The organism is Rhodococcus sp. NPDC019647 (assembly GCF_044389235.1).
Taxonomy (GTDB): domain Bacteria; phylum Actinomycetota; class Actinomycetes; order Mycobacteriales; family Mycobacteriaceae; genus Rhodococcus_F; species Rhodococcus_F oxybenzonivorans.
The window spans coordinates 80,583-102,702 of sequence record NZ_JBIRXS010000027.1 but is presented as its reverse complement, the minus strand read 5'-3'; the positions used below and the strand labels follow the sequence as shown (position 1 = coordinate 102,702).

At 64.5% G+C, this 22,120-nt stretch carries 21 protein-coding genes and 1 pseudogene; 7 read left to right on the top strand and 15 right to left on the bottom strand.

The window, feature by feature from the left end; translation table 11 throughout:
* Positions 1–582, top strand: a 582-nt coding sequence (locus ACH49N_RS31300) for a universal stress protein (protein ID WP_358276537.1), incomplete at its 5' end; no start/stop codon positions are given.
* Positions 583–640: 58 nt separating this feature from the next.
* Here the strand turns inward: ACH49N_RS31300 and ACH49N_RS31295 are convergent.
* On the bottom strand, positions 641–2,347 hold the full coding sequence (locus tag ACH49N_RS31295) for a GAF domain-containing protein (RefSeq protein ID WP_358276538.1): 1,707 nt from the start codon (positions 2,345–2,347) through the stop codon (positions 641–643).
* A gap of 175 nt (positions 2,348–2,522) precedes the next feature.
* On the opposite strand from ACH49N_RS31295, the gene ACH49N_RS31290 reads away from it, so the two are divergent.
* Together ACH49N_RS31290 and ACH49N_RS31285 are read left to right on the top strand one after the other, a co-directional pair.
* Positions 2,523–2,969, top strand: coding sequence for a pyridoxamine 5'-phosphate oxidase family protein (locus tag ACH49N_RS31290; protein WP_358276539.1), 447 nt, complete (start codon positions 2,523–2,525; stop codon positions 2,967–2,969).
* A 100-nt stretch (positions 2,970–3,069) separates the two neighbouring features.
* Complete coding sequence (locus ACH49N_RS31285) at positions 3,070–3,720, top strand: response regulator transcription factor (protein WP_358276540.1); 651 nt, start codon at positions 3,070–3,072, stop codon at positions 3,718–3,720.
* 37 nt (positions 3,721–3,757) lie between these two features.
* Here the strand turns inward: ACH49N_RS31285 and ACH49N_RS31280 are convergent, their stop codons facing one another.
* On the bottom strand, positions 3,758–4,819 hold the full coding sequence (locus ACH49N_RS31280) for a DNA polymerase IV (protein ID WP_358276541.1): 1,062 nt from the start codon (positions 4,817–4,819) through the stop codon (positions 3,758–3,760).
* Positions 4,820–4,999: 180 nt separating this feature from the next.
* On the opposite strand from ACH49N_RS31280, the gene ACH49N_RS31275 reads away from it, so the two are divergent.
* Positions 5,000–5,779, top strand: a complete 780-nt coding sequence (locus tag ACH49N_RS31275; RefSeq protein WP_358276542.1) for a hypothetical protein — start codon at positions 5,000–5,002, stop codon at positions 5,777–5,779.
* A gap of 66 nt (positions 5,780–5,845) precedes the next feature.
* Here the strand turns inward: ACH49N_RS31275 and ACH49N_RS31270 are convergent.
* Both ACH49N_RS31270 and ACH49N_RS31265 read right to left on the bottom strand, forming a co-directional pair.
* Positions 5,846–7,905 (bottom strand): annotated as a pseudogene (locus tag ACH49N_RS31270) (TerD family protein).
* Positions 7,906–8,176: 271 nt separating this feature from the next.
* Positions 8,177–9,568, bottom strand: coding sequence for a plasmid pRiA4b ORF-3 family protein (locus tag ACH49N_RS31265; RefSeq protein ID WP_358276543.1), 1,392 nt, complete (start codon positions 9,566–9,568; stop codon positions 8,177–8,179).
* 127 nt (positions 9,569–9,695) lie between these two features.
* Here ACH49N_RS31265 and ACH49N_RS31260 point away from each other — a divergent pair, with 127 nt between their 5' ends.
* Positions 9,696–10,043 carry a hypothetical protein gene (locus ACH49N_RS31260; protein ID WP_358276544.1) on the top strand — a complete coding sequence of 116 codons (348 nt, stop codon included), beginning with the start codon at positions 9,696–9,698 and terminating at the stop codon, positions 10,041–10,043.
* 26 nt (positions 10,044–10,069) lie between these two features.
* On the opposite strand, the gene ACH49N_RS31255 is transcribed toward ACH49N_RS31260, so the two are convergent.
* The 11 genes from ACH49N_RS31255 to ACH49N_RS31205 all read right to left on the bottom strand — a co-directional run bounded on the left by ACH49N_RS31255 (position 10,070) and on the right by ACH49N_RS31205 (position 20,177).
* Entirely contained in the window at positions 10,070–10,399 is a 330-nt protein-coding gene (locus ACH49N_RS31255) for an amphi-Trp domain-containing protein (protein ID WP_159920906.1), read from the bottom strand.
* Between the two features lie 42 nt (positions 10,400–10,441).
* The gene (locus tag ACH49N_RS31250; RefSeq protein ID WP_397504826.1) at positions 10,442–10,792 is read right to left on the bottom strand and encodes a WhiB family transcriptional regulator; all 351 of its coding nucleotides are present in this window, start codon (positions 10,790–10,792) and stop codon (positions 10,442–10,444) included.
* Between the two features lie 219 nt (positions 10,793–11,011).
* Entirely contained in the window at positions 11,012–12,055 is a 1,044-nt protein-coding gene (locus ACH49N_RS31245) for an alcohol dehydrogenase catalytic domain-containing protein (protein ID WP_358276545.1), read from the bottom strand.
* 141 nt (positions 12,056–12,196) lie between these two features.
* Positions 12,197–12,397, bottom strand: a complete 201-nt coding sequence (locus ACH49N_RS31240) for a ferredoxin (protein ID WP_213572886.1) — start codon at positions 12,395–12,397, stop codon at positions 12,197–12,199.
* 5 nt (positions 12,398–12,402) lie between these two features.
* Positions 12,403–13,626: a cytochrome P450 gene (locus ACH49N_RS31235; protein ID WP_358276546.1), complete on the bottom strand. Its 1,224-nt coding sequence runs from the start codon at positions 13,624–13,626 to the stop codon at positions 12,403–12,405.
* A gap of 218 nt (positions 13,627–13,844) precedes the next feature.
* Positions 13,845–15,146: an MFS transporter gene (locus ACH49N_RS31230; protein ID WP_317765702.1), complete on the bottom strand. Its 1,302-nt coding sequence runs from the start codon at positions 15,144–15,146 to the stop codon at positions 13,845–13,847.
* Positions 15,147–15,358: 212 nt separating this feature from the next.
* On the bottom strand, positions 15,359–16,141 hold the full coding sequence (locus ACH49N_RS31225) for an enoyl-CoA hydratase-related protein (protein ID WP_358276547.1): 783 nt from the start codon (positions 16,139–16,141) through the stop codon (positions 15,359–15,361).
* Between the two features lie 37 nt (positions 16,142–16,178).
* Positions 16,179–17,354, bottom strand: coding sequence for a thiolase family protein (locus ACH49N_RS31220; RefSeq protein ID WP_358276548.1), 1,176 nt, complete (start codon positions 17,352–17,354; stop codon positions 16,179–16,181).
* A complete protein-coding gene (locus tag ACH49N_RS31215; protein ID WP_358276549.1) occupies positions 17,351–18,892 on the bottom strand; it encodes an AMP-binding protein in 1,542 nt (513 codons plus the stop codon). Before ACH49N_RS31215 ends, ACH49N_RS31220 begins: the two co-directional genes overlap by 4 nt.
* Complete coding sequence (locus ACH49N_RS31210) at positions 18,889–19,311, bottom strand: OB-fold domain-containing protein (protein ID WP_358276550.1); 423 nt, start codon at positions 19,309–19,311, stop codon at positions 18,889–18,891. Before ACH49N_RS31210 ends, ACH49N_RS31215 begins: the two co-directional genes overlap by 4 nt.
* A complete protein-coding gene (locus ACH49N_RS31205) occupies positions 19,311–20,177 on the bottom strand; it encodes a hypothetical protein (RefSeq protein ID WP_358276551.1) in 867 nt (288 codons plus the stop codon). The genes ACH49N_RS31210 and ACH49N_RS31205 overlap by 1 nt, the downstream gene beginning before the upstream one ends.
* A 266-nt stretch (positions 20,178–20,443) precedes the next feature.
* Between ACH49N_RS31205 and ACH49N_RS31200 the strand changes: the two genes are divergently transcribed.
* Positions 20,444–21,208 (top strand): SDR family NAD(P)-dependent oxidoreductase, encoded by a 765-nt coding sequence (locus tag ACH49N_RS31200; protein ID WP_358276552.1) that lies wholly within the window; start codon positions 20,444–20,446, stop codon positions 21,206–21,208.
* Positions 21,205–21,993, top strand: a complete 789-nt coding sequence (locus ACH49N_RS31195; protein ID WP_358276553.1) for a crotonase/enoyl-CoA hydratase family protein — start codon at positions 21,205–21,207, stop codon at positions 21,991–21,993. The genes ACH49N_RS31200 and ACH49N_RS31195 overlap by 4 nt, the downstream gene beginning before the upstream one ends.
* Positions 21,994–22,120 lie beyond the last annotated feature (127 nt).

The following is a 22,120-nucleotide window of genomic DNA, read 5'->3' as shown; positions in this document are numbered from 1 at the left end:
TCGGCCCGCATGCTCGTCGTGGGATCGCGGGGGCTGGGCAGTGTCGCCGGGGGTCTGCGCGGGTCGGTGAGCACGGCGGTCGCCGGCCATTCGCCGTGCCCGGTGGTCGTGGTTCGCGGCATGCCCGATCCGGTGGACGCTGTTCTCGACGGCTCGGTAGTAGTCGGGGTCGACGGTTCGGCGCGCAGCACACCGGCGATCGGTGCGGCGTTCGAGGAAGCCGCTCTCCGCGGCTCCGATCTTGTCGCAATGCACGCGTGGAGTGATGTCGAGTTGTCGACCGTCTTCACGACCGACGAGGCGGACTTTCACGACTTGAGTTGGCCCGCAATCGCTGCCGCGGAAGAGGCCGTACTCGCCGAAAGCCTGGCCGGCTGGCACGAGTCGTACCCGCACGTCACTGTCCGGAAGGTGGTCGTCCGGGATCGGCCGATCGACCACCTCGTCGAACTGTCCCGGCAGGCGCAGCTCGTCGTCACCGGCAGTCGTGGACGTGGCGGCTTCACCTCCCTGCTCCTCGGGTCGACCAGCCGGGCGGTGCTCCATTCCGCCCGGTGCCCGGTGATGATCGTCCGGGACTGACCCGGGAATTGCGCGTGTGCCGACGCAACGGGTGGTGAAGGCCCGGACGACAACCAGCTCACACGTCCGGTAGCGGGGCCGCCCACGTCAATCGAGTCCCGCCCGTGTCCCGGGGTGCAACCGTGAAAGTTCCACCGGCCTGCTCGGCTCGAGCGGCGAGATTGTGCAAACCGCTGCGTGCCACTGTCGGTGGGAGGCCGATGCCGTCGTCGAGGACGTCGACTATGAGGTCGTCACCGACCGAGACGGTGACAGTGACCGCGCGGGCTCGCGCATGGTGCACGACGTTGCTGAGCGCCTCCCGCAATACCGCTTCGGCATGGTCGGCGAGAGGACCGGTCACCACGTTCAGCGGCCCGGCCATCCGGACCGTGGTGCGCAGGCCACTGTTTTCGGTCTGCTCGGCAACCACGGTGTTGAGTACGTGCCGCAGCTGTCGGGAGTTCTGATCGATTCCGCGATGCAGATCGAAGATCGTGGTCCGGACGTCGGTGATGATCTGCTGCACGTCGTCGATCATGTCCTCGAGCCGTGCGCGAATCTCGGGCGCCCGGGTGCGTGCCTGGGTGCTCTGCAAATTCAAACCGTGGGCGAACAGACGCTGGATGACGTGGTCGTGAAGGTCCCTCGCGATCCGGTCACGGTCCGAGATCAGCGACATGTCGGCCAGCTGCCGTTGATCATCAGCGAGCTTGAGCGCCAAGGCCGCCTGATCGGCGAACTCGGCAGCCAACGATTGTTGCCGATCGTCGAACGAATCCGCCCCGAGTTCTCGAATGATCGCCAGCACCCCGGTTATCGTGTCGACGGATACCCGCAGCGGCAGCAGGAGCGCAGTGCCGTAGCTCCTGCATTCCGTGATCTGCGGAACGCGCATCTGCTCTCCGGTGCGAAACGCTCGTCCTATGTCGGAACAGTCGACGGGAATCTGCCGGCCGTGGAAGGCGTCGGTGGCGTCTCCGGCGTATGCAGTGACCGTCAGCGTGGTGACTTCGGCCGTCTCGACATCGGGGTCGTCGGGTTGGGCGATGAGTACGTGGTCGGCGCCGGCGAGTGTGCGCGCTCGCTGGGCGATGAGGTCGAGGACTTCCCCGGTATCGGTGGCCGCGAGCAGTTCTCCACGAATTTCACTGGTCGCGTGCTGCCACCGCTGTCGCAGCCGGGCGTCCTCGAATAGCCGAGCATTGTCGACGGCGATACCCGCAGCGGCGGCGAGTGCTTGGACGACGACCTCGTCGTCCTCGGTAAAGGACTGACCACCCGCCTTTTCGGTGAGGTAGAGATTCCCGAAGACTTCCCCGCGCACCCGCACCGGTACGCCCAGGAATGTGCGCATCGGCGGGTGGTAGGCAGGGAATCCGGAGGACGCGGTGTGTGCGGCGATGCTGTCGAGACGGATGGGCTTGGGTTGCTCGATCAATAATCCCAGCAACCCGTGGCCGGTCGGGAGTTCACCGATCAATTCCCGGGTGTGCTCGTCGATACCCTCGTAGACGAATTCCTGCAGGCGGTCCCGAGAAGGATTGAGCACTCCGAGGGCGCCGTACCGGCAGTCGACCAACTCGATTGCCGCGTGCACGATCCGTTTGAGGGTCGCATTCAATTCCAGTCCGGACGCGACGGTGAGCACCGCTTCGAGCAGAGCGTCGATCTGGTCGCGGGAGTCCATCACCTGGCCGATGCGGTCCTGAACCTCGACCAGCAGCTCTCGCAGCCGCAATTGCGACAATGCACCTGTCAGTAACGGTTCCTCGTCGGCGGTCATCGTTCGCTCTCCTACTTGCCGAGTATCGACACTCACCCATCACACCACGCCCACGGAATCCGGCAGGGCGGTTCTCCCGATCGATCAGGACAGTGACGACTTTGTGCCCTGGTGCACCCCTAGGACGGGGCCCGATGCTGGTGGGGTCGGTACTCTCCCCGCGGAAGAAGCAGTCATGTATCAGGAAAAGCCACCCGTGGTGACCACGCGGTCGGACGGTCCGCTCCGCACTGCCGAATGCCGGGAGTTGCTGCGCTCGGTTCCGACCGGCCGGCTTGTCTACACCGAGGACGCCCTGCCCGCGGTGCGGCCGGTCACGTTCGCCGCCCTCGACGGCGATCTCGTCATCCCCACCGGCAACAACCCGTGGTTCGACCGGTTCGACCGGGGGGTGCTCGCGTTCGAGGCGGGGACCATCGACCCGGCCACCCGCACCGGCTGGAGTGTTCTGGCAATGGGCAGGTCACGGCTACTGTCCAGCGCCGACGGGTTGATCGGGTTCGCGGATCCGGCCCGCTTACCGTGGAGCAGCTCGCGTAACGACCGCTACCTCGTGATCGGCATCGAACAGATCAGCGGGCACCGCACCACGCTGCTCCGCCCCGCCGGTGATCTCCGCTGACACCCATTGCGATGATTTTCGAGACAGCAATTGCGCGTCTGCCTCATCACGTACCCTGTCATGCAGGGCGCTGACCACCGGAAATGGAGTTCTGAGCCGCATGACCACAGTCTTTCTCGTCGATGATCACGAGGTCGTGCGCCGGGGTATCGCGAATCTGCTGTCCACCGATCCGGAACTGACCGTCATCGGCGAGGCCGGAAACTGCGCCGAAGCGCTCGCACGAATTCCCGCACTGCAACCCGACGTCGCGGTCCTCGACGTGCGACTACCCGACGGCAACGGCATCGAACTTTGCCGCGACCTCCTCTCCCAGCTGCCCGACCTGCGGTGCTTGATGTTGACCTCCTTCACGGACGAACAGGCCATGCTCGACGCCATCCTTGCCGGTGCCAGCGGGTACGCCCTCAAAGACATCCGCGGCACCGAACTGGCCCACGCAGTCCGCGAGGTCGGTGCCGGAAAGTCATTGCTCGACAATCGTGCGGCCGCAGCCCTGATGGAGAAATTGCGGGCAAAACCCACCGAGGAAGAAGGCCTGGTCGCCGGCCTGACCAATCAGGAACGCACTCTCCTGACTCTTCTGGGTGAAGGATTGACCAACCGGCAGATCGCGGCGCGCATGTTCCTCGCGGAGAAGACCGTGAAGAATTACGTGTCCCGGCTGTTGAGCAAGCTCGGCGTCGAACGCCGCACTCAGGCCGCCGTCATCGCCACCAAACTTCCGCGCACCCGCACCAAGCCGCGTTGACGTCGCATCATCGGCAACCGACAGCGAGAGGGAAGCATCAATCGGTGGCGGTCGACGACGTGGGCGGGGTCATCTCCAACCGCACGCCGAGGAGGCGCACTTCGCGGTCGTGGTCGAACCGGTCGACCATGGCCGCGGCTGCGTCGCAGATGATGTCGACGTCGAACGTCGGTTCCGGCAAAGCCTTGCTGGTGGTGCGGGTGATGAACGGTGCGTAGCGCACCTTCAACGCGACACGCACGGCCGGACGATTCTCTGCCACAATGTCTTCCCGCACCCGCACGGCGAGACGGCGGATTTCGTCCATGACGGCGGACCAGTCGTCGAGGTTCTGCTGAAACGTCGTCTCGCGACTGTGGGAGCGGGCAACCCACGGGTCGGCGGTCACCGGGGAACGGTCGATGCCGCGGCCGATCCTGCCGTACCACGGTCCCATGGTCGGGCCGAACGTCGCGGCGAGGTCCTCATCCGCGGCCGCCGCCAACTCGCTCACCGTGTTCAAACCCAGGGCGGCAAGCTTTTTCGCGGTCTTGCTGCCGATCCCCCACAGCGAGCGGGTGTCCCGCTCCCCCATGACGTCGAACCAATTCGCACCCGTCAGGCGGAAGATGCCCTGCGGCTTCCCGAATCCGGTCGCGATCTTGGCACGTAACTTGTTGTCGCCGATCCCCACTGAGCAATGCAGCCCGGTCGCCTCGAGCACCGCCGTCTGAATGGCTCGGGCGAACGCTTCGGGATCCTCGGTTTCCACACCGAGAAACGCCTCGTCCCAGCCCATCACCTCCACCACGGCGTCCATCTTCCGCAACGTATCCATCACTACCGCGGACACCTCGGTGTAGGCCTCGGCGTCGACGGGCAGGAACACGGCGTCGGGGATCTTGCGGGCCGCGGTTCGCAGCGGCATCCCGGACCCCACCCCGAACTCGCGGGCCTCGTACGACGCCGTCGACACCACCCCGCGTTCGGTGGGGTCGCCGCGTCCCCCGACCACCACGGGCTTGCCCCGCAGCTCGGGGCGGCGCAGCACCTCCACCGCAGCGATGAACTGGTCGAGATCGACATGCAGCACCCACCTGCGGTGCGGCGGCGTTGTCATGGAAACAGTGTGCCGGAATCGACGGAGGCTGCACCTCGAAACGCGACGCGGAAGCTACTGGACGGGGTCGCGATAAGCTTTGCCTCGATCCCCCGCACGGGCGACGTGCGGCAGCGCACCCACGGGCGTCAGTCGAGCGAAGGGATGCCGTGCATGTCGAGTCGGCCGGAAAATAGCGGCATGAGAACCCTCGCAGCAGGCGTCCTGTGCGTGATCACCGCAGCGCTGACAGTTGGCTGCTCCGATGACACGCCGACGCCACCCGAGTCATTCGTAGGGGCAGCGGCGAACGACGCATTCGCCGCAGAGGTGCTCACGCTGTCAGTAGGGGCCGAGAGTGCGGATGCGCGTTGGGCAGGCGAAGGCCTCATCGCCCTATCCGAGGGTCGATTCCGGTTCGAGGTCGGTGAGACGCAGCCGCCTGCAGAGTTCCAGATCGGGACGGTGATCGGGCTTGGCGGAGAGGGCGCAGAAAACACGGTGAGCGAGACTGTCGGTGGATCCATCGGTGTCGCCGGACAGCGCTGTTGGATGAACCCCCACGCGCCGGTTGGCTACTTCACCGACACCATAAGTGTCGAAGAAGCGCTGCGGGTCACCGGAGCAGTCGTCGAGAGCCTGCGCGGCGAAATCAAACAGGCCCGAAAGATCGATCCAGCACTCGATACCTTCGAGGTCGAACTCACGCCCTCAGCCACACAGCCGGAAGATGAGTTCGTGGACACACCGGGCCGGGTCTGGGGAGATCGTTGGATCCTTGGGCGATTGGGTGGCCCGATTGCCGTCGAGCTCACCGACGAGGGTGCGCTACGTTCACTCGACTTCGAGTTCGGACCCTACGAACCCTATTCCTTATTGGGGCAGCAGCATTCGGTTGGCCATGTCAGTATCAGCGCCAGGTTTACGCCAGCCGACACTGCACTCGCCCACGATCCACCGGACTGCCAAGCGATCGAGTGATCGATTTCGCAGCAGTCAGCGATCAACGACGCCAGATGCCAGATGCCAGATGCCAGGATCACTCCGTCACGAGGCGGGTTCCAGGTCCCCCTCGTCGGAGTCTGAGCCGCTGTGGCGAGCCTGTTCGGTCTGCTTCGGCGCGGCTGGCACCCATCCCCGCAGTTGCTGGACCACCGCACCGTAGAACGCGTCGGTGGATGAGGTCACGCTGGTGATGAAGCTGGCCGCAGTACCCGATCGCCTACTGCCCATGGGGAATGTCTGCTCGAGACTGAACGACACGATGTCACCGGCCCGCCCCTGGGTCAGGACCTTCGGATCCGCACGCACCGTGTCCAGATGCTCACACGCTTCGTTGCCGCGCTCGGAAAACACGGCTTCGACCTGGACATCGCCCGGGACGTCCTTGAGCTGCTTGAGCAGCCACGACAGCCGACGACCCGAGGTGCCCTCATCGGGTGCCTCGACGGTGGTGCGGCAGCGAATCTTGTTGGTGCGCACATCGGCGATCACCACAAGATCACCTGCGGTTTCTGGTATTCGTAGCACGGCCTCGAACACGCCGTCGCCGGCCAATCGCTCGGCCACCGACGCGTTCCGAGCTGCCGGGTCGGAGCTCAACCGACGAGGGAGGATGTGCTTGACGGTGACTCCCAGCTCGGCCGTCAGTCGCAGCGCAAGATGGCGACAAAGACACCCAGGTGTCGGCCACCGCCAGTGCCTTCTCATCGCCTCCTCGTAGCGTGCCGGCAGTGACCGCCTCGCGGATGGTGACCCAGTGCCGGCCCATGTCGACGAACTCAGCCGCTCCGGAACGAGGGTGATCGAGGTAGCGAAGGAACTCGGCGAGAATCCATGCCTGCAGATCGTCGTCGATCCCACCGTGCGAGAGCAACATCCGCGCCTCGTGGGCCACCTCGGCCCACGACAGGTGCCGCAGAGCGACCTTCGCGAGCTTGCGGCGGTCGACCTCGACCGGCAGCTCCCCGGCGCTGGCGGGGACGTCGTTCGACAAGCTGACCACCACGTCGTACTTCTTCTTGCGGGCGACGTCGAGATAATTTTCGAGCTGCTCTTTCTTGAGCTTGCCGTTGCCGGTCTTGACCTCGAGCAACGCGGTCCACAGGCGGCTCCCGCGGGAGACCTTCAACACGGCGTCGGGGATGACTTTTGTCTCGCCCTGTTCGTACTGCACCTCGACGTATCCCTCGAACGCGCCGGCCGGTGCGCCCATTCGGGCACACACTGCACGTGCGAAGGGGCGCACGGCCTGCATAGTGGCGATCAGGGCTGACGTCGCGCGCCGCTCCTGTTCCTCGCCGGTTCCGACGCCGATCACCGAGAACAGCCGCGCCGGCTGCCAGGTGTCGAGCTCGGCGAGCGCGAACTCACGTGGCTTGGACTTCTTCACCGCCCGCTTGGTGGTGCGCACGCCCCGGCTCTTCGCTTTCGGCTGCGTGGGCGCTTGGGCCGGTTGTTCGCGCACCACGTCGTCGTGCGGGGTATCGGCGGTGGAGTCGTGTGGCTCAGGTGCCACGAGTTCTTCGGAGGGTGGAACTACTTCGGAGGCATCGGCGCTTTCGAGATCCGGGTCGTCATCGATCGCGACCCCGAAGTCGGTAGCCAGGCCGGCCAGACCGGACTCCCAACCCTGCCCGACCGCGCGTACCTTCCATTCACCGGCACGGCGGTACACCTCGCCGAAGACGAACGCGGATTCGGTGGTGGCGTCGGCGGTGACGTACTCCGCCAACGAATGCCCCGCCGCGTCGACCACCCGAAGCGCGAGTTTGCCGAGGTCACCGAAGTTACCTGAGCTGACGCTGCCGACCAATGCCACCGTGTGCACGTCCTCGGGCACGGCCGACAAGTCGAGAGCGATCCGGGCCTGCGCTCCTTCCTCGGTCGCGCCGGCACCCAGGAACCTGATCGAACCGTCCGACGATTCCGGCTGGTTGTAGAAAACGAAGTCCTCGTCCGAGCGAACCTTGCCGTCCGCATTCAGGAGCAACGCCGACGCGTCGACCTCGATCTCCGCTTCGGTCCATCCGATGGACCACGTCGATCTGGAACACATCACTCGGCAAGGACAGGTTCTGTCCCTTGGACATCATCGGAAAAGTCATCGGACTCGCCTTCGTTCGACCTGGAATCGCACTCACCTGTACGGCCGAACACTGCCCTTGCCGACTACAGGATCCGTCGCATCGAATCGCATACTAATCGGTCCGGTTCGGGGAGAAACGACATCCTGGCGAAAATCGCCCCCAACTCGTCAGGGTGCGGCCCGGAACAGGATCGTGTCGAAATAGCCACCGGCCGAACGGCTGTCAGTTGCGTGAATGACACCCTGTGGAGATTGACGTCGAGCCTCGACGCCGCCAGGCGGCCGCCACCTCACATCGACAACACCATGCGCGCGAGGAGTCGTCCCCACTCCGGGTCGCTGGTGTCGTGCACCCCGTAACCTTCACCGATCGCACCGGTGAGCTTGAGGAATTCGAGGGTGGGCCGAGCGATCCAGTAGGCCTCCAGACCCTCGACCACGGTTTTGTCGCTCGCTCGCCACCCGAGGGCCGCGAGTCCCTCGGCGACCACGGTCTGACGTTCCTCCGGTGACGCACCGGCGGCGAGGGCGAGGAGCACCAGGTATCCGGCCTCCCGCTCCACCCGATCGGTGCCGAGCGGCAGCCTGTTGAGGAGGTGGCTCCACATTCCGCGCGCGTTGCCCGCAAACTCGGCGCCCAGCTTGGTCTGCACCAGCTTGCCCTTGTACTTGCGCGCCAGCCCGAGTGTCTTCGTGTACGTGTGCAGCAGGTGCACCGGCCGCTGGTCGTTTTCGCGGTTGTTGGTCGACGGCCAGCCGTCGATCCCCGGTAGTTGCCGGGCCTCGGCCACCACGGCCGGCGGGAGGTGACCGGCCTTCGTCAGGGTGATGCCGTCGGGTCCGATGCGCTGCAGGAACCAGCGCAGGTGCAGTGTCACCGCCTCCTGCGCGACCAGGTAGTCACCCGATCGTTGGGTCAGGTGGGCACGTTCGAGCATCGAATAGACCTGCGGCGCAGCGCGGGGGGGCATATGGCGGAGCAACTCGGCGAATGCCGAGTCCGACACCGGGCCGTGCGCCCGGACCGCCTCATGTCCTCCCAGACTCGCATTGACTACGGCGGGGTCGAAAGACTCGGGCGAGAATCCCGAACCCACCCACTCGCGCGCGTCGTGGTGCTCGGGATGGCTCGGGTCGGCCAGCACCCTCAACAGATTGGCGTATCCACCGGGACCGCCCGAATTCTCGGGAGGGCACGCCCGGCCACCGGCGAGGCACTGCGTTTTCGGCTCAGGATCGCCGGCCCTGATCTGCTCCAGGACGATCGTATGGTCCCAGCCGTCCCCGAAGTCGTAGGCATACGACAACTGGTCGCCCGGCTGTACCAGCACCTGGTCCAGCCGGATGTCGACTTCGCACAACTCGTCGTCCTCGTCGGCGAAACCCTCGTCGATGCTCTCCTGCATCTCGTACCGCTCGGATGCGGGCGGCTCCCCACCGACCCACGCGTGCAGGTGGCTGTCGTACCACCCCATCACCGTCTGGAGCACCGGGTGCAGCTGGTTGAGCCGCAGATTCGACGGGACGACGAACTGCCGCCAGATGGTGGGCGACACGTCGTCGAGCTCGATGCGCAGCTGGTAGCTCACGACGTCGAGTCGTCCCGAGCGCTGCGAAGGCCGGTCGATGACCGGTTGGTCGGGAACGACGGAGAGGTGTCTGCGTGAGCCCGAAGCTGCCATGGGGTCATGGTAGGGCCAGCTTCGGACAGCCGCGACAGCGCTGGCGAGTCCAATCCGGCATCTGGGGCACCGAGGCGTGTGACGATGGTGAAGTTCGTCGGCATCCCGGGACCGTGTGGAGAGCGAAATGGAAGTTCGGAAAGTCGTGGACCTACGGCAGGACGACGCCGGCGCGCCCCGCGTCTTCGGTGAGCCCTATGAGACGGCGGACGGTTCCACGGTCATCACCGTCGCGCGGGTTCACCGCGGGTTTCGCTTCGGCAAGGTGAGCGGACGGGAGACCAGGCGGGGCGGTGATCTCACGGCGTCACCGGTCGGCGTGTTCGTCATCCACGGCGGCCGGGTGTGGTGGCAACCGGCCGCCGATTCCACGCGGATCGCGCTACTCGGTGAGTTCATCGGGTTGGCTTCGGCGGTGATCGCCACGTTAGCTGTTCTGCGCCGTCCGCCGTGGCCCGATCTACGGCGGCGGTGAGTAACTGACCGGCATGCGCAGGCAGATCACTTGGCGGTTACTTTGCGCGGTCGCCCACGACGTGCCGGCTTGGCCGGGACCTCAGTCTCCGATTCCGATGGCGTCTCCTCGACCTCCTCGTTTCCGGACGGGCCGTCGCGCCAACTTATTTCGATCTCCAACTCGATCTGGTCACCTTCGACTTCGATCTCGAGCTCCCAGCGAACCTGGTCGGCCACATCGATGGTGATCGAGTCGCCACCCGATCCCAATTCCACCTCGGAGCCACTCGCGAGGGCCTGTCCGAGCGCGATGAGCCTGTCGGACACCTCCTTCCGGGTGAGCTCGGACGTCCGCTTGATCTCCAACTTGGGCACGACGACTCCTGACCTCGGCACAGTGTGTTCTCACCGTAACTGTCAGGACGAGTCGACGTTGCTCGAACGGCCGCGACCGGAAGCGAAGGGATCGAGCCGAGTGGTCGACTCGCCGCGGCGAAGTCGGTGAGCGCGCTTCCGTCGGTCGGCCTCGGTCAACCCACCCCACACGCCGTACGTTTCACCCGCCGCCAGAGCGTGATCCCGGCACGGCGCGCGCACGGGGCAGGGCCTGCAGATCTGCCGAGCCTTCGCTTCGCGCAGGACGCGAGCCGAACCGCGTTCGCCGTCGGGCGAATAAAACACCGCCGGATCGGCGCCACGGCACGCCGCACGCAGCTGCCAGTCACCGGGAACGAGGGTGACGGTCTCCTCACGCGTGGCGGAACTGATCAACGAAAGGCCTCGTCCGGGAACTGCTGAGGTGTCGGTAGGCACGAGAAGTCCTTTCTGCTGTGTCGACGGCGCCGGCGGCATGCGGCGGGTGATCCGCCCTTGCCACCGACTTTGCCCGTCCTCACTTCAGACTCCCCGAACGGCGGAGCAGAGAACACAGGAGCTTTCCCTAGTCCTGCCTAGGCACCGACCCGGACTGAGGAAGACGCCGACGATTCAACTCATCACGACGACTGGCCGGCCATTGACCTTGCCGCTTTCGAGGTCATCGAAGGCGCTCAGGGCATCGTCGAAGGTGTACCGAACGAGATCGATGCCGATCTGCCCCGTTCTGGCCAACGCGACGAGGTCGTGCAGGTCCTGATATGTCCCGCTGTAGGGGCGGGTGATCGAAGCGCCCCAGGGCAGGGAGGCGGCTACCTGTGAGGTTTCGAACTCGAAAACTCCGTCGTTCAGGCCAGGAACCCGGATCGAGCCGTACGGTGCAACCACTGCACCGGCAAGCTTCAACGTCGCCGAGTTCCCGACGAGGTCCAGAACGAAATCGGCGCCGTAGCCACCGGCCGCGTCCATCACTTGTTGGGTCACGTCCGAGGAGTCGGCGACGAACGTGTAGTCGACTTTGTGGCGCACCGCGGCGAGCGCCGCCTCCTTGATGTCGAGCGCGATGATTCGAACGCTGGTGAGGGCACGAAGCAACTCGACAGCGAACTGGCCGAGACCGCCCACTCCGATGACCACCGCCGTCGAGCCCGGCCGCAAGAGGTCTCTGGCGGCATTGATGGAGTGATAGGGCACGAGGCCTGCGTCGGGGAGAACCGCCGCGAATGCGGGGTCGAGACCATTCGCGGGCACGACGGCCCTCGCTGGAACCGTGACGAATTCGGCCATTCCCCCGTCAATGGAGATACCTGGGGTTGTTGCGGGGTACATACGCCCGCCCGTGTTCAGACAGGCGTTCTCGCGGCCGGCGACACATTGCCGGCATCGGCCACAGGACCAGACGGGGTGCACGACAACGAGGTCGCCGATCGACAGGTTGTCCACGCCATCCCCGCACTCGACGATGTGGCCGGCGATCTCATGACCGAGAACCACGCCTGTGGGGATCATCGGCTCGGGTGCGGCGCGGACATGAACGTCGGTTTGGCAGACACCTGCGGCGGCGACGCGCAGCACCACGTGGCCTGGAGTGATCTTCGGATCAGGCACCTCGCTGTGTTCGACTTGGTTCACACCGAGATATTGGATAGCTCGCATTGCGTCGTCTCCTTGTGAGCTCTTGCGGAACGTGCAGATATGCCGTGCCGAGAATCCCGACAGGTCGGCGAAAGACATCGGTGCAGGCGGTGGCAATGAGTGTCACATTGCCACCGCCTGCACCGATGAGTCCCGTACGCGTCAGTCTTCGCTCAGCACGATGGCTGCTTCGGGGCAACTGGAAGCGCCGAGCCGGGCTGCTTCTTCCTGACCCTGACGGACTTCTCGTTCAACGTCGCGGTTGTCCGAGAAGCCCTCGTCGTCGGGCTCGTACACGTCCGGGGCGATGGAGTAGCACCGTCCGTGGCCCGTGCACAGGCCTCCGTCGATTCTCAGTTTCATGCTGATCAGCCTTTCGCTTCGTCGTCGACGTCGAAGGTGATCTCGAGCGACGTCGTTGTCCTGAGTTGGCCTGTTTCGGTCTTCACCGACGTTCCTTCGGTTATGTGGAAATTGGGGATGCGTCGGAGGAACTCTTCGAGCGTCACCTTGAGTTCGAGCCGGGCGAGATGGGAACCCAAGCAGCGGTGCGGTCCCATACCGAAGGCCGTGTGCACGACCCCCTTGCGGTGAATATCCAGGGTGGTGGGATCTTCCGTCGTTGCCGGGTCGCGCGAGACTGCGGCGTAATTGAGAGCGATCCAGTCCCCCTCGCGAAGTTCGAGGTCACCGAGTGTGGCGTCCTGGGTGACGTAGCGCGCTGGCGCGACCACCGGCGCGAAGAGGCGAACGAACTCTTCGACGGCTTGTGGAATGAGGCCGGGGTTGTCGCACAATTCCTTACGCACATCCTCGTGCTGGGCCAGGTAGTTGACCGCGGCGGTCATCGCATGGGTAGTCGTCGCCAGCCCACCGAAGACGAGGTCGAGAACGATCGCGACTTTGTCCTCCCACGGGGCGGGTTCGCCGTCTTCCCGGGTGACGCCGGCGTTGACGATGTCCACCACGTCTCCCCGTGGCGCTTCCTTGCTCCGCATTTCCAGATATTCCGACAGATAGTCGTTCACCTTCATGAAGTACTGGGGGCGTTCTTCCACGGGCCCGAAGGTTCCCTTGTCGATACCTTCGAAGAGTTCGGGCAGGTCGGCCTCGGGCACTCCCATGACGCAGCGGAAGAAGACCATCCCGGGAAGGTGCGCGGAGAAGTCGCGGACGAAGTTGCAGCTGCCCTTCGTCTCGAAATTGTCGATCAGCTCGTTCGCGATCGTCCGGATCTGGTCCTCGAAGCCGGCGACTGTCGTGGGCGAGAAGAATGGGTTGAGCGCCTTGCGCCACTTGTCGTGGTACGGCGGGTCCGACTCCTCGGGCAAGATGGTGGGTGTTCCTTCCGGTCGGTTGACCGCGTAGCCCTTGGCTGAGCTGAAGGTACGCCAGTCCTGCGCCGCCTTCTTCACATCTTTGTAGGTGTTGATCACCTTGTAGCCGTGCCCGGTCTGGCTGTGCGCGACTGGACATTTGGCTGCCATCTCGTTGAGCACCTCATCGAAGCGCTCGTTGAATTCCGGATCCTCGAAATCGAAATCCGAGAACATGTCTCGCTTGAACGGCTGAACCGACGGGTTCTGGGTCATGAAGAAACCTTCCTTGCGGGATTGCTGTAAGCGTTCGAGGTGAGGTGTTCACGCCGGAGCTGAGGGAGTGATGTTCGGCGATCCGGCGGCAGCCTCTGCCTGCACTCGCTGTGACTCCTGCCACAGCAAACTATAGTTATATTTACACTCTTTGAAGGTGCTGTCAACCGGCCCGCGCGGAGGCCTGGCCAGCACGCCAACGCACGGGCGGAATGTACCTACGTGAGCACACGGTCGCGAGTTTCCGGCATCCGCGCATAGACGATCAGACCGAAAAGGGCTGCAGTAGCGACGTACAGCCATACCCAGTCCTGCAATCCACTCGTCGCCAACCAGGTGGTGACATACGGGGCGGTTCCGCCGAAGACAGCGACTGCAATCGCATACGGAAATCCGATTCCCGTCGTGCGCACCTCCGCCGGAAACTGCTCAGCCATGACCGTCGCGATCAGTCCCGCATACCCGGCAAGCAGTGTCACACCGATCATCTCGACCGCGAAAAGGGTCCAGAAGCCCCCGTTACCAAGGAGAGAGAACGCGGGATAGGCGAAGATCACGAAGCCGCCCGCGAAGGTGAGCATCACCGGCTTGCGCCCTACCCGGTCGGCCAGAATGCCGACGAAGGGCAGGAGGCAGAGGAAGTAGGCGAGTGCAATGGTGTTAGCCACCAGCGCAGTCTGCAGATCCATCGTCTTGATCGCCGCACTGACGTAGCCGGGCATGTAGTTGATCCAGATGTAGTAGATGAGGACGCCCGCGGCCGCCATCCCGATCACGCGCAGCGCCTCCCGCGGGTGCTTCCGGAACACCTCGGTCAGAGGGTTACGGGCCACCCGGCCCTCCGCCTGCACAGCGCGGAAGCTGTCGGTTTCGTCCAATCCGATCCGCAGCCAGAGCCCGACCAGGCCCAGTAGACCGCCCCCGATGAAGGCGGCCCGCCAACCCCAGGTGGACATCGTCTCGGCGTCCAGCGTGGAGGTCAGGATGAGCGATAACACGGCGGCGATGAGCACCCCTAGCCCAGCTGAAACTTGCTGCCAGGAACCAGCGAACGCTCGGCGCATTCCGGTCGCGGACTCCACCAGCAACGACGAGGAGGAACCGAACTCGCCGCCGGCGGAGAATCCCTGCACCAGGCGAGCGAGTAGCAGGATGATCGGCGCCGCGACGCCGATCTGCGCGTAGGTGGGGCACAGTGCGATCACGAAGGCGCAGCCCGCCATCATCACGATGGTCAGCGTGAGCCCCTTCTTCCGGCCGTGCCGATCAGTGAAGACACCGATCAGTGCGCCACCGACCGGACGCATGAGGAACCCGACCGCGAACACCGCCAATGTCGCCAGCAAGCTTGCTGCCGGGGAGGTCGGCGGAAAGAACTGGCTGGCAAAGACCGGCGCCAGGGCGCTGTACAGCGCCCAATCGATCCACTCGACAGTATTTCCCACCGATCCGGCGATCAAGGCCTTACGCCGTCGTCGGGATGCGAGTTCGGACTCGCTGTTACGTTCCTGGACCGTCATAGATGAACCTCCGCTGACATCGACACACCTGATGAAGAGGCACCACCACAGGCACCGGTGTGACCCAAGTAACTACAATTACTATATGCATATTTACTCCCCGCGGTGGCCTTGTCAACACCGGACCGGGAGGCGACGGGCAACCGACGACTCTAGGGGCAGGACGCATGGCGTCCTGCCGCTCGACGGATAGTTCGGGTGTCAGCCGGCAGCTAACTGCCGACAAAGTGCGCTGGGCGCTTCTCGGCGAGCGCGCGGCGCGCCTCGCGGGAGTCGTCGGTTGCCGTGACAACCGCATGATGAGAGGAGATGAGATCCAATGCGGTTCTCAAGTCATGTCTTTCACCCAACCGGGTGCTGCGTTTGATGAGTTGAACCGCGATCGGCGGTTGGCGGGCGATCTCGGACGCCAATTCGTGGATGGCGTCGTCCAGCTGATCGTCGGGATGGACGGCGCTGACGATGCCGAGGGAAAGCGCCTCTCCGGCATCGACAATTTTTCCGGTCCACATGAGTTGAAGGGCTTTCGCGGTGCCCACGATGCGAGGCAGTAGATAGCAGCCCCCGTCCCCAGGGACAAGACCGACACGGACGTAGGCCTGCGAGAATCGGGCCGACTCCGCCGCCAGTCGAATATCGGTGAGCAGTGCCATATCCATGCCTGCGCCGATCGCGTCCCCCGGAATGGCGGACAGGTACGGTTTGCTGAGCGCCTCCGCAGCGTGTGCGACCTTGTGGACGCGTTTGGTCAGTAGCTCTTTCGCACCCAGAGGCGTGGGGGCGATGCTGTCGAGGACAGAGAGATCGACGCCGGAGCAGAAGGCCCCGCCTGCGCCGGTCACCACCACCACCCGAACGTTCGAGTCCTCCTCAGCCTCGAGGAGGGCCTGAGCCCACGCGTCGATCATTTCCAGAGTGAATGCGTTCTTCCGCTGAGGGCGGTTGAGTCGGATGGTGGCAATGTGTTCGGCCACCCCATATTCGAGATCTGTCATCGCCATACTTTCACAGTCGGCCACGTTGGTGGGTTGGTCAGCTCGAGGAGCCGAGGACGAGCACGTTGTAGTACTGGGCACCGGATCCGGCGCCGGCCACCAGACCGGTACGAGCGCCCGGTACCTGTCTGTCGCCTCCGTCTCCACGGATCTGCCGGACCGCCTCAATGATCTTCAAAGTCGGTGCCCCCCAGCCGATGTGAGAGAAGGAGAGGACGCCGCCGTCCGTGCAGGTCGGCAACCCTCCGTTGATTCCGATGCCCGTGTCGAGCGCGAAAGGGCCACCGTCACCTTGTTTGCAGAAGCCGAGGGCCTCGTACTGCCGCAGAACCTCCGCGGAATTGACGTCGTAGAGCTGCACGAAGTCGAGGTCTTGCGGTTCGATACCGGCACTGGCGTAGGCACGCTGCGAGGCGTCGGCGCCGATCATCCACACGTCGTCGTATCTAGGCGGGTCGACGTACTGCTGACGCATCCATTCAGCCCCGCCGCCGAGTATCCGCACGGGCGTCGACGGTAGGTCGCGTGCTCGCTCCATCGACGTGACGACGAGCGCCGCGGCACCTTCGTTGGCCAGACAGACCTCCAGCCGGGTGAACGGGTCGACCAGCGGAGGAGCGGCGAGAACATCCTCAGCGGTGTACGGGCCACGACCCGCCATGACTGCGTCGGGGTTAGCGGATCCGGTGTTGCGAATGGTCGCGGCCACTTCGGCCATCGCCTCCCGCGCGTGTGGGTATTCGTGAAGGTAACGCTGCGCCACCAGGGCGAACTGCGCGGTGGTAAAGGACCCGAACGGTTCGACGAACTCGTTGGCCGGGCGGGTGTAGGAGGCGACCCGACCAGCTTCGGCATTCATCACACCCGCCTGGCCTCCGGTGATCAGAACGGTGTGGCACTGTCCGGTCGCGATCGCCGCGGCCGCGTCTAGTACTGCGGGTACGCCTTGGGGGTAGGTGTCGCCGATCCAGCGCACCTGGATGCCGAGCAACCCTGCCCAGTCGGCCGAGCCGGGCTGGAAGACGGTGCCACCCGGACCAGGCCAGCGGGCACAGATGCCGTCGACCTCACTGTGATCGATTCCGGCGTCCGCCAGTGCCAGCTTCGCCGCCCGGACACTGGCCGTCAGTGAATTCATGTCGAGGCGCTTGGCCTGCGGAGTCATGCCGACGCCGACGACGGCTACATCGTGGAACGGGTGATGCCGGGTCATGACACACCGGCTGCAGTCGTGAACTGCTCTCGTACCTCCGCTTTGGTGATCTTCCCAACAGCATTGCGCGGAAGGTCCGGCCACACCTCGACACGCTCGGGGATCTTGATGCTGGGTAACCCCTGGGTTCGGCACCACTGCTGCAGTTCCTCGGCCGACGGCACCTGCGATCCGCTGGCGATCACTGCGGCGGCGATGGCTTCACCCCACTCCGGATCTTCGAGTCCGACGACGGCTGCTTCCCGTACGTGGGGGTGCAGTGTGAGGATGTTTTCGATCTCGGTCGGCGCGATATTGAATCCGCCGCGGATGATGAGGTCCTTCTTGCGACCGACGATTTTCAGGTAGCCGTCGGAAGCCCACTGCCCGATGTCACCGGAGTGCATCCACCCGTCGATGAGGACTTCCGAGGTCCTCTCGGGTTCGCAGTAGTAGGACACCATCGTGTACGGGGTGCCGAAAACGATTTCTCCGGGTTCGTTGTCCGGCACGTCGGCACCGTCGTCGTCGACCAAGCGCACCATCACGGCCATCGATTCTTTACCGCAGGTGGCGAACAGTTCCGTGTTACCAGCCGCCGCTGCCGCGTGGTCGCTCTTGCGGAGCATGGTACCGATCGAGGCGATCTCAGCCATTCCGTAGAGTTGCACGAACACCGGCCCGAAGCGTTCGACAAGGTCTTTGACCCGGTCGGGGGCGATCGGCGCCGATCCGTATCCGATTGTGCGGAGCGTGGGCACAGCGTCCGCGTCGACTGTCGATTCGAGCAGGCGAATCAACATGGTGGGGACCAGGAAAGTGTGCGTGACGGAATTCTGCCGCACCTCTTCGGCGAACCGATCCGGTTTGAACCCACGGGAGTCCGCGAAGCCGATCGCCCCGCCGAGGAGAGCGAGCGGGGCAATGGTGATCTGCATGCTCGAGTTGTGTGGAATGGCGATCATCCAACGCGAATACTCGGAGAGCTCGTATTCGGCCACCGCCACTGCCGCGTGCTGCAGGGTTGCACCGACGTCGAACAGAATGCCCTTCGGCCGCCCGGTGGTGCCGCTCGAGTACACGATGCAGAAGTTGTCGTCCGGCCCCACCAGGCGCTCGGTCTCCGGGGCTGCCGCCGACGATGCCTGCAGCTGCTCCTCGTAGTCGACCGGGTCGTCGATGTCGAGGACAACCACGTCGGTGCCCTCGGTGATACGCCGGGCCATCGGGGCCAGCTCGCCGTCCGCGAGGATCACCTTAGGTGTGCAATTGGCGAAGATGTCGACGTATTCCGGCTCGCCCAGCCGGAAATTGAGGCCGACGTAGACCGCTCCGGCCTTGGCGCAGCCACCGACGAGTTCGACCACTTCCATCCGGTTGGCGACCAGTACCGCGACCCGGTCGCCGCGAGCGACACCGTAGCGATCACGCAGGAGGTTGGCCAGGCGGCAGGCCCGGTCGTTCACCTGTGCCCAGGTCCGTGAGCGAGCGCCGGCGAAACACGCCAGAGCTCGAGGATTCCGTCGGGCGTTCCGGCTGTATGCGAGTCCGATGTTCATCGCGGGTCCTTTGTCTCGATGGTGCGGAAGGCGGGAAATGTCCACTGCTCGTCGATCGGCACCCACGTCACCTCGACGCGCGCACCGACCGGAGTGGGCCTGTCTCCCCTATCGACGATGTTTGTCAGAAGGTGCCAGCCCTCGTCCATATCGACGATCGCCAGTTGATACGGCGCCGGAATAGCGGGTGAGGGCGAGCGGTGTATCACGGTGCTGCTGTAGACAGTTCCCGCACCGGAACTCGCCTGGAAGGTCCACCGCTCACTCAGGCACCGGGGGCAGATCAGCTGGGGGGTGAAGAAATTGTGCCCACACTCGTCACAGACGGGCCGGACGAGGCGATGTTCGCGGGCCGCCTGCCAGAACGGTGCGGTCAGTGAGCTGGCGGTGGGTAAGGGGCGCTCCAGTCGGACGTCCATTACCGTCCACCCACCAATAGCAGGTGGGCTGCCTCGTCGACCGGCATACCCACGGTAACTCCGCGGTCGCGCGCCGGTCCGTTGCATGCGCTGATCAGCCCCTCGTTATAGCCACGGAAGGCGTCGCCGATCGGAGCGGTTCGGCCGTCGATGCACGCACCCGCGAGTCCGGCTTCCTCCGCGGTGCGCAACCCGACGATCCCGGACTCGTTTTTCGACATTCCTCCGTCGTGGCAGATGAACCCCCACGGATCAGCCTCGAGCAGAAACTTCGCGCCGCTGCGACCGGTGTGACCGGCGGTCACCATCACACTGCGGCCGGCATCCTCGGGCAGCGCCCACACAATGGAGTCGGTCACCACGATGCGCCGGCCGTCCTCGAGCTCCTCGACCACCTGTCGGCGGATCTTGTTTCCCACCGTGGTGTCTCCCAGGTCTTTGTCCCGCAACAACTCCGCCGCCTGGCGCACCGGCATGCCTACTACGACACCGAGACATTCGGCGTGGTAGTTCACATGCGAGATACGACCACTCTCGTAGAGGTCACGACCGTTTCCCATCTCGACGGTCATCCCGTCGGCGGTGGCAGCCGGTATGCCCAGTGCCTCGAGGTACCACAACCCGGCGATACCGGCACCGTCCTTGCCGACGCAGGCATCGTGGCCGATGACACCGCGCGGTCGATGAACCGCACACATCCGCGCAGGAAGCACACCGATATAGGACGCCGGAAGAACCACGTCACGGTCGGTGTTGCGATCGTCCACCCAGCGCGCGGAGTCCATGATGACGATGCGCCGCCCCTCACGCTCGGCGACGATCTCCTGCGGATGGTCCTTCTCCCGCTCGAGCAGTGTCTCTCCCACGTCACTATCTCCTTGCAGATCGGCTGAAATGGCCGCACCAGTTTTGAACGATGTAGTGATATCATACGCATATTTAATCGGCCTCGAGAAGGGCCCAGGTGAAGATTCCGCCACAGCCGAGGATCACACGGGTCCGCCTTCGAGAAGCCCGCGGCGGTCCAGTCCTCGACGCCAAAGATTAAACATGTCTATAATATGCACATTACTCTACCCCTCGAACCACGCATCGAGTGGCCAGACGGGGCATCACAACGAAGGAGAATTCGGTGAATCTCGACGGAACATCTGCACTGGTGACCGGGGGCGCTTCCGGTCTCGGTTTGGCCAGCGCACGCGCACTGGCCAAACGCGGGGCGCATGTCACCATTTTGGACCTCCCCACCTCGGCCGGCGAAGACGTCGCATCGACGTTCGGTGGAGACGCGAGCTTTGCTCCCGCCGATGTGACCGATACGGAAACAGTCGAGGCCGCACTGGATCTCGCGCAATCCCACGGTCCGTTACGGGCCGTCGTCCACTGCGCCGGCCGCAGCCACACGATGCGAATCCTCGACAAGCAGGGGCAGCCCAATTCGCTGGAGAACTACGCCGGCGTCATTCAGACCAATCTGATCGGTTCATACAACATTCTGCGTCTCAGTGCAGCACGCATGGCACAGAACGAACCGCTCGACGGCGACCGCGGCGCCATCGTGATGACTGCGTCGGTCGCTGCATGGGAAGGCCAGATCGGGCAGATTCCTTACGCATCCTCGAAAGCAGGCATCGTCGGGATGACGATCGTCGCCGCACGAGATCTCGCGGCACATGAGATCCGCGTGGCCACCATCGCACCCGGAATCTTCGATACCCCGCTACTTGCACGGCTTCCCGAGAATGTCCGGCAGAAGCTGGGCGAGTCTGTTCCACATCCCAGCCGACTCGGCGATCCCACGGAATTCGGCGACCTCGCTGTGCACATCTTGGAGAATCCGATGCTCAACGGTGAGACGATTCGCCTGGATGGTGCAATCCGGATGACGGCGCGATGAGCACCGCAGAGATTGCAAGCGAATCGTTGCTCGTCGGCGAGCTGACGGACGGGGTGGTCGTGTTGACCATCAACCGGCCCGCCGCGCGTAATGCGATCGACCTCGGCACCGCTCGGGCTATCAGCCGCACTTTCGACCTACTCGACTCCGACCCCGACTGCAGGGTCATCATTCTGACCGGTGCGGGCGGCCACTTCTCGGCTGGTATGGATTTGAAGGCCTTCCGAGCAACCGGTGAGCGCCCCGTCGACGAGCGGCGTGGAGCATTCGGTCTGGTCCGCAACCCACCCATCACTCCGCTCATCGCCGCCGTCGAGGGCGCCGCGGTGGGAGGTGGGTTCGAGATCGCCCTGGCGTGCGACCTGATCGTCGCGGCGGAAGATGCCGTATTCGGCCTGCCGGAAGTACAGCGTGGGCTGACGGCCGCCGGGGGCGGTCTGCTCCGGCTGCCGTCCCGCATCCCCTACCACCTGGCGATGGAAGCCGTATTGACCGGTCGCCGCCTCAGCGCCACGTGGTGCGCAGAGCAGGGCCTGGTCAATCGAATCGCTTCCCCCGGCGCGGTGCTCGACACGGCCCTCGAACTCGCCATGGAGATCAGCCGCAACGGCCCCTTGGCAGTCCAGGCATCGAAACGGGTTGTCATCGAGTCCGAGAACTGGCCGGCCCAAGAGGCTTTCGATAGGCAGGAAGCCATTGTCGACCCCGTTCGTCATTCGGCCGACGCACGTGAGGGCGCTAGTGCATTCGCAGAGAAACGCGCACCGCACTGGACCGGCCGCTGAGGCGACTTCGAGCCGCTGTACTTCGTCATCGCGGCGGTGGGGGGGGGGGGGGGGGGGCCCCCCCCCCCCCCCCCCCCCCCCCCCCCAAAAAAAAAAAAAAAAAAACACAAAAAAAAAAAAAAAAAAC

Bases quoted from the DNA above. Each gene is read 5' to 3' on its own strand.
- ACH49N_RS31295 (WP_358276538.1), bottom strand. From the start codon at position 2,347: ATGACCGCCGACGAGGAACCGTTACTGACAGGTGCATTGTCGCAATTG.
- ACH49N_RS31290 (WP_358276539.1), top strand. From the start codon at position 2,523: ATGTATCAGGAAAAGCCACCCGTGGTGACCACGCGGTCGGACGGTCCG.
- ACH49N_RS31285 (WP_358276540.1), top strand. From the start codon at position 3,070: ATGACCACAGTCTTTCTCGTCGATGATCACGAGGTCGTGCGCCGGGGT.
- ACH49N_RS31280 (WP_358276541.1), bottom strand. From the start codon at position 4,819: ATGACAACGCCGCCGCACCGCAGGTGGGTGCTGCATGTCGATCTCGAC.
- ACH49N_RS31275 (WP_358276542.1), top strand. From the start codon at position 5,000: ATGAGAACCCTCGCAGCAGGCGTCCTGTGCGTGATCACCGCAGCGCTG.
- ACH49N_RS31265 (WP_358276543.1), bottom strand. From the start codon at position 9,568: ATGGCAGCTTCGGGCTCACGCAGACACCTCTCCGTCGTTCCCGACCAA.
- ACH49N_RS31260 (WP_358276544.1), top strand. From the start codon at position 9,696: ATGGAAGTTCGGAAAGTCGTGGACCTACGGCAGGACGACGCCGGCGCG.
- ACH49N_RS31245 (WP_358276545.1), bottom strand. From the start codon at position 12,055: ATGCGAGCTATCCAATATCTCGGTGTGAACCAAGTCGAACACAGCGAG.
- ACH49N_RS31240 (WP_213572886.1), bottom strand. From the start codon at position 12,397: ATGAAACTGAGAATCGACGGAGGCCTGTGCACGGGCCACGGACGGTGC.
- ACH49N_RS31235 (WP_358276546.1), bottom strand. From the start codon at position 13,626: ATGACCCAGAACCCGTCGGTTCAGCCGTTCAAGCGAGACATGTTCTCG.
- ACH49N_RS31230 (WP_317765702.1), bottom strand. From the start codon at position 15,146: ATGACGGTCCAGGAACGTAACAGCGAGTCCGAACTCGCATCCCGACGA.
- ACH49N_RS31225 (WP_358276547.1), bottom strand. From the start codon at position 16,141: ATGACAGATCTCGAATATGGGGTGGCCGAACACATTGCCACCATCCGA.
- ACH49N_RS31220 (WP_358276548.1), bottom strand. From the start codon at position 17,354: ATGACCCGGCATCACCCGTTCCACGATGTAGCCGTCGTCGGCGTCGGC.
- ACH49N_RS31215 (WP_358276549.1), bottom strand. From the start codon at position 18,892: ATGAACATCGGACTCGCATACAGCCGGAACGCCCGACGGAATCCTCGA.
- ACH49N_RS31210 (WP_358276550.1), bottom strand. From the start codon at position 19,311: ATGGACGTCCGACTGGAGCGCCCCTTACCCACCGCCAGCTCACTGACC.
- ACH49N_RS31195 (WP_358276553.1), top strand. From the start codon at position 21,205: ATGAGCACCGCAGAGATTGCAAGCGAATCGTTGCTCGTCGGCGAGCTG.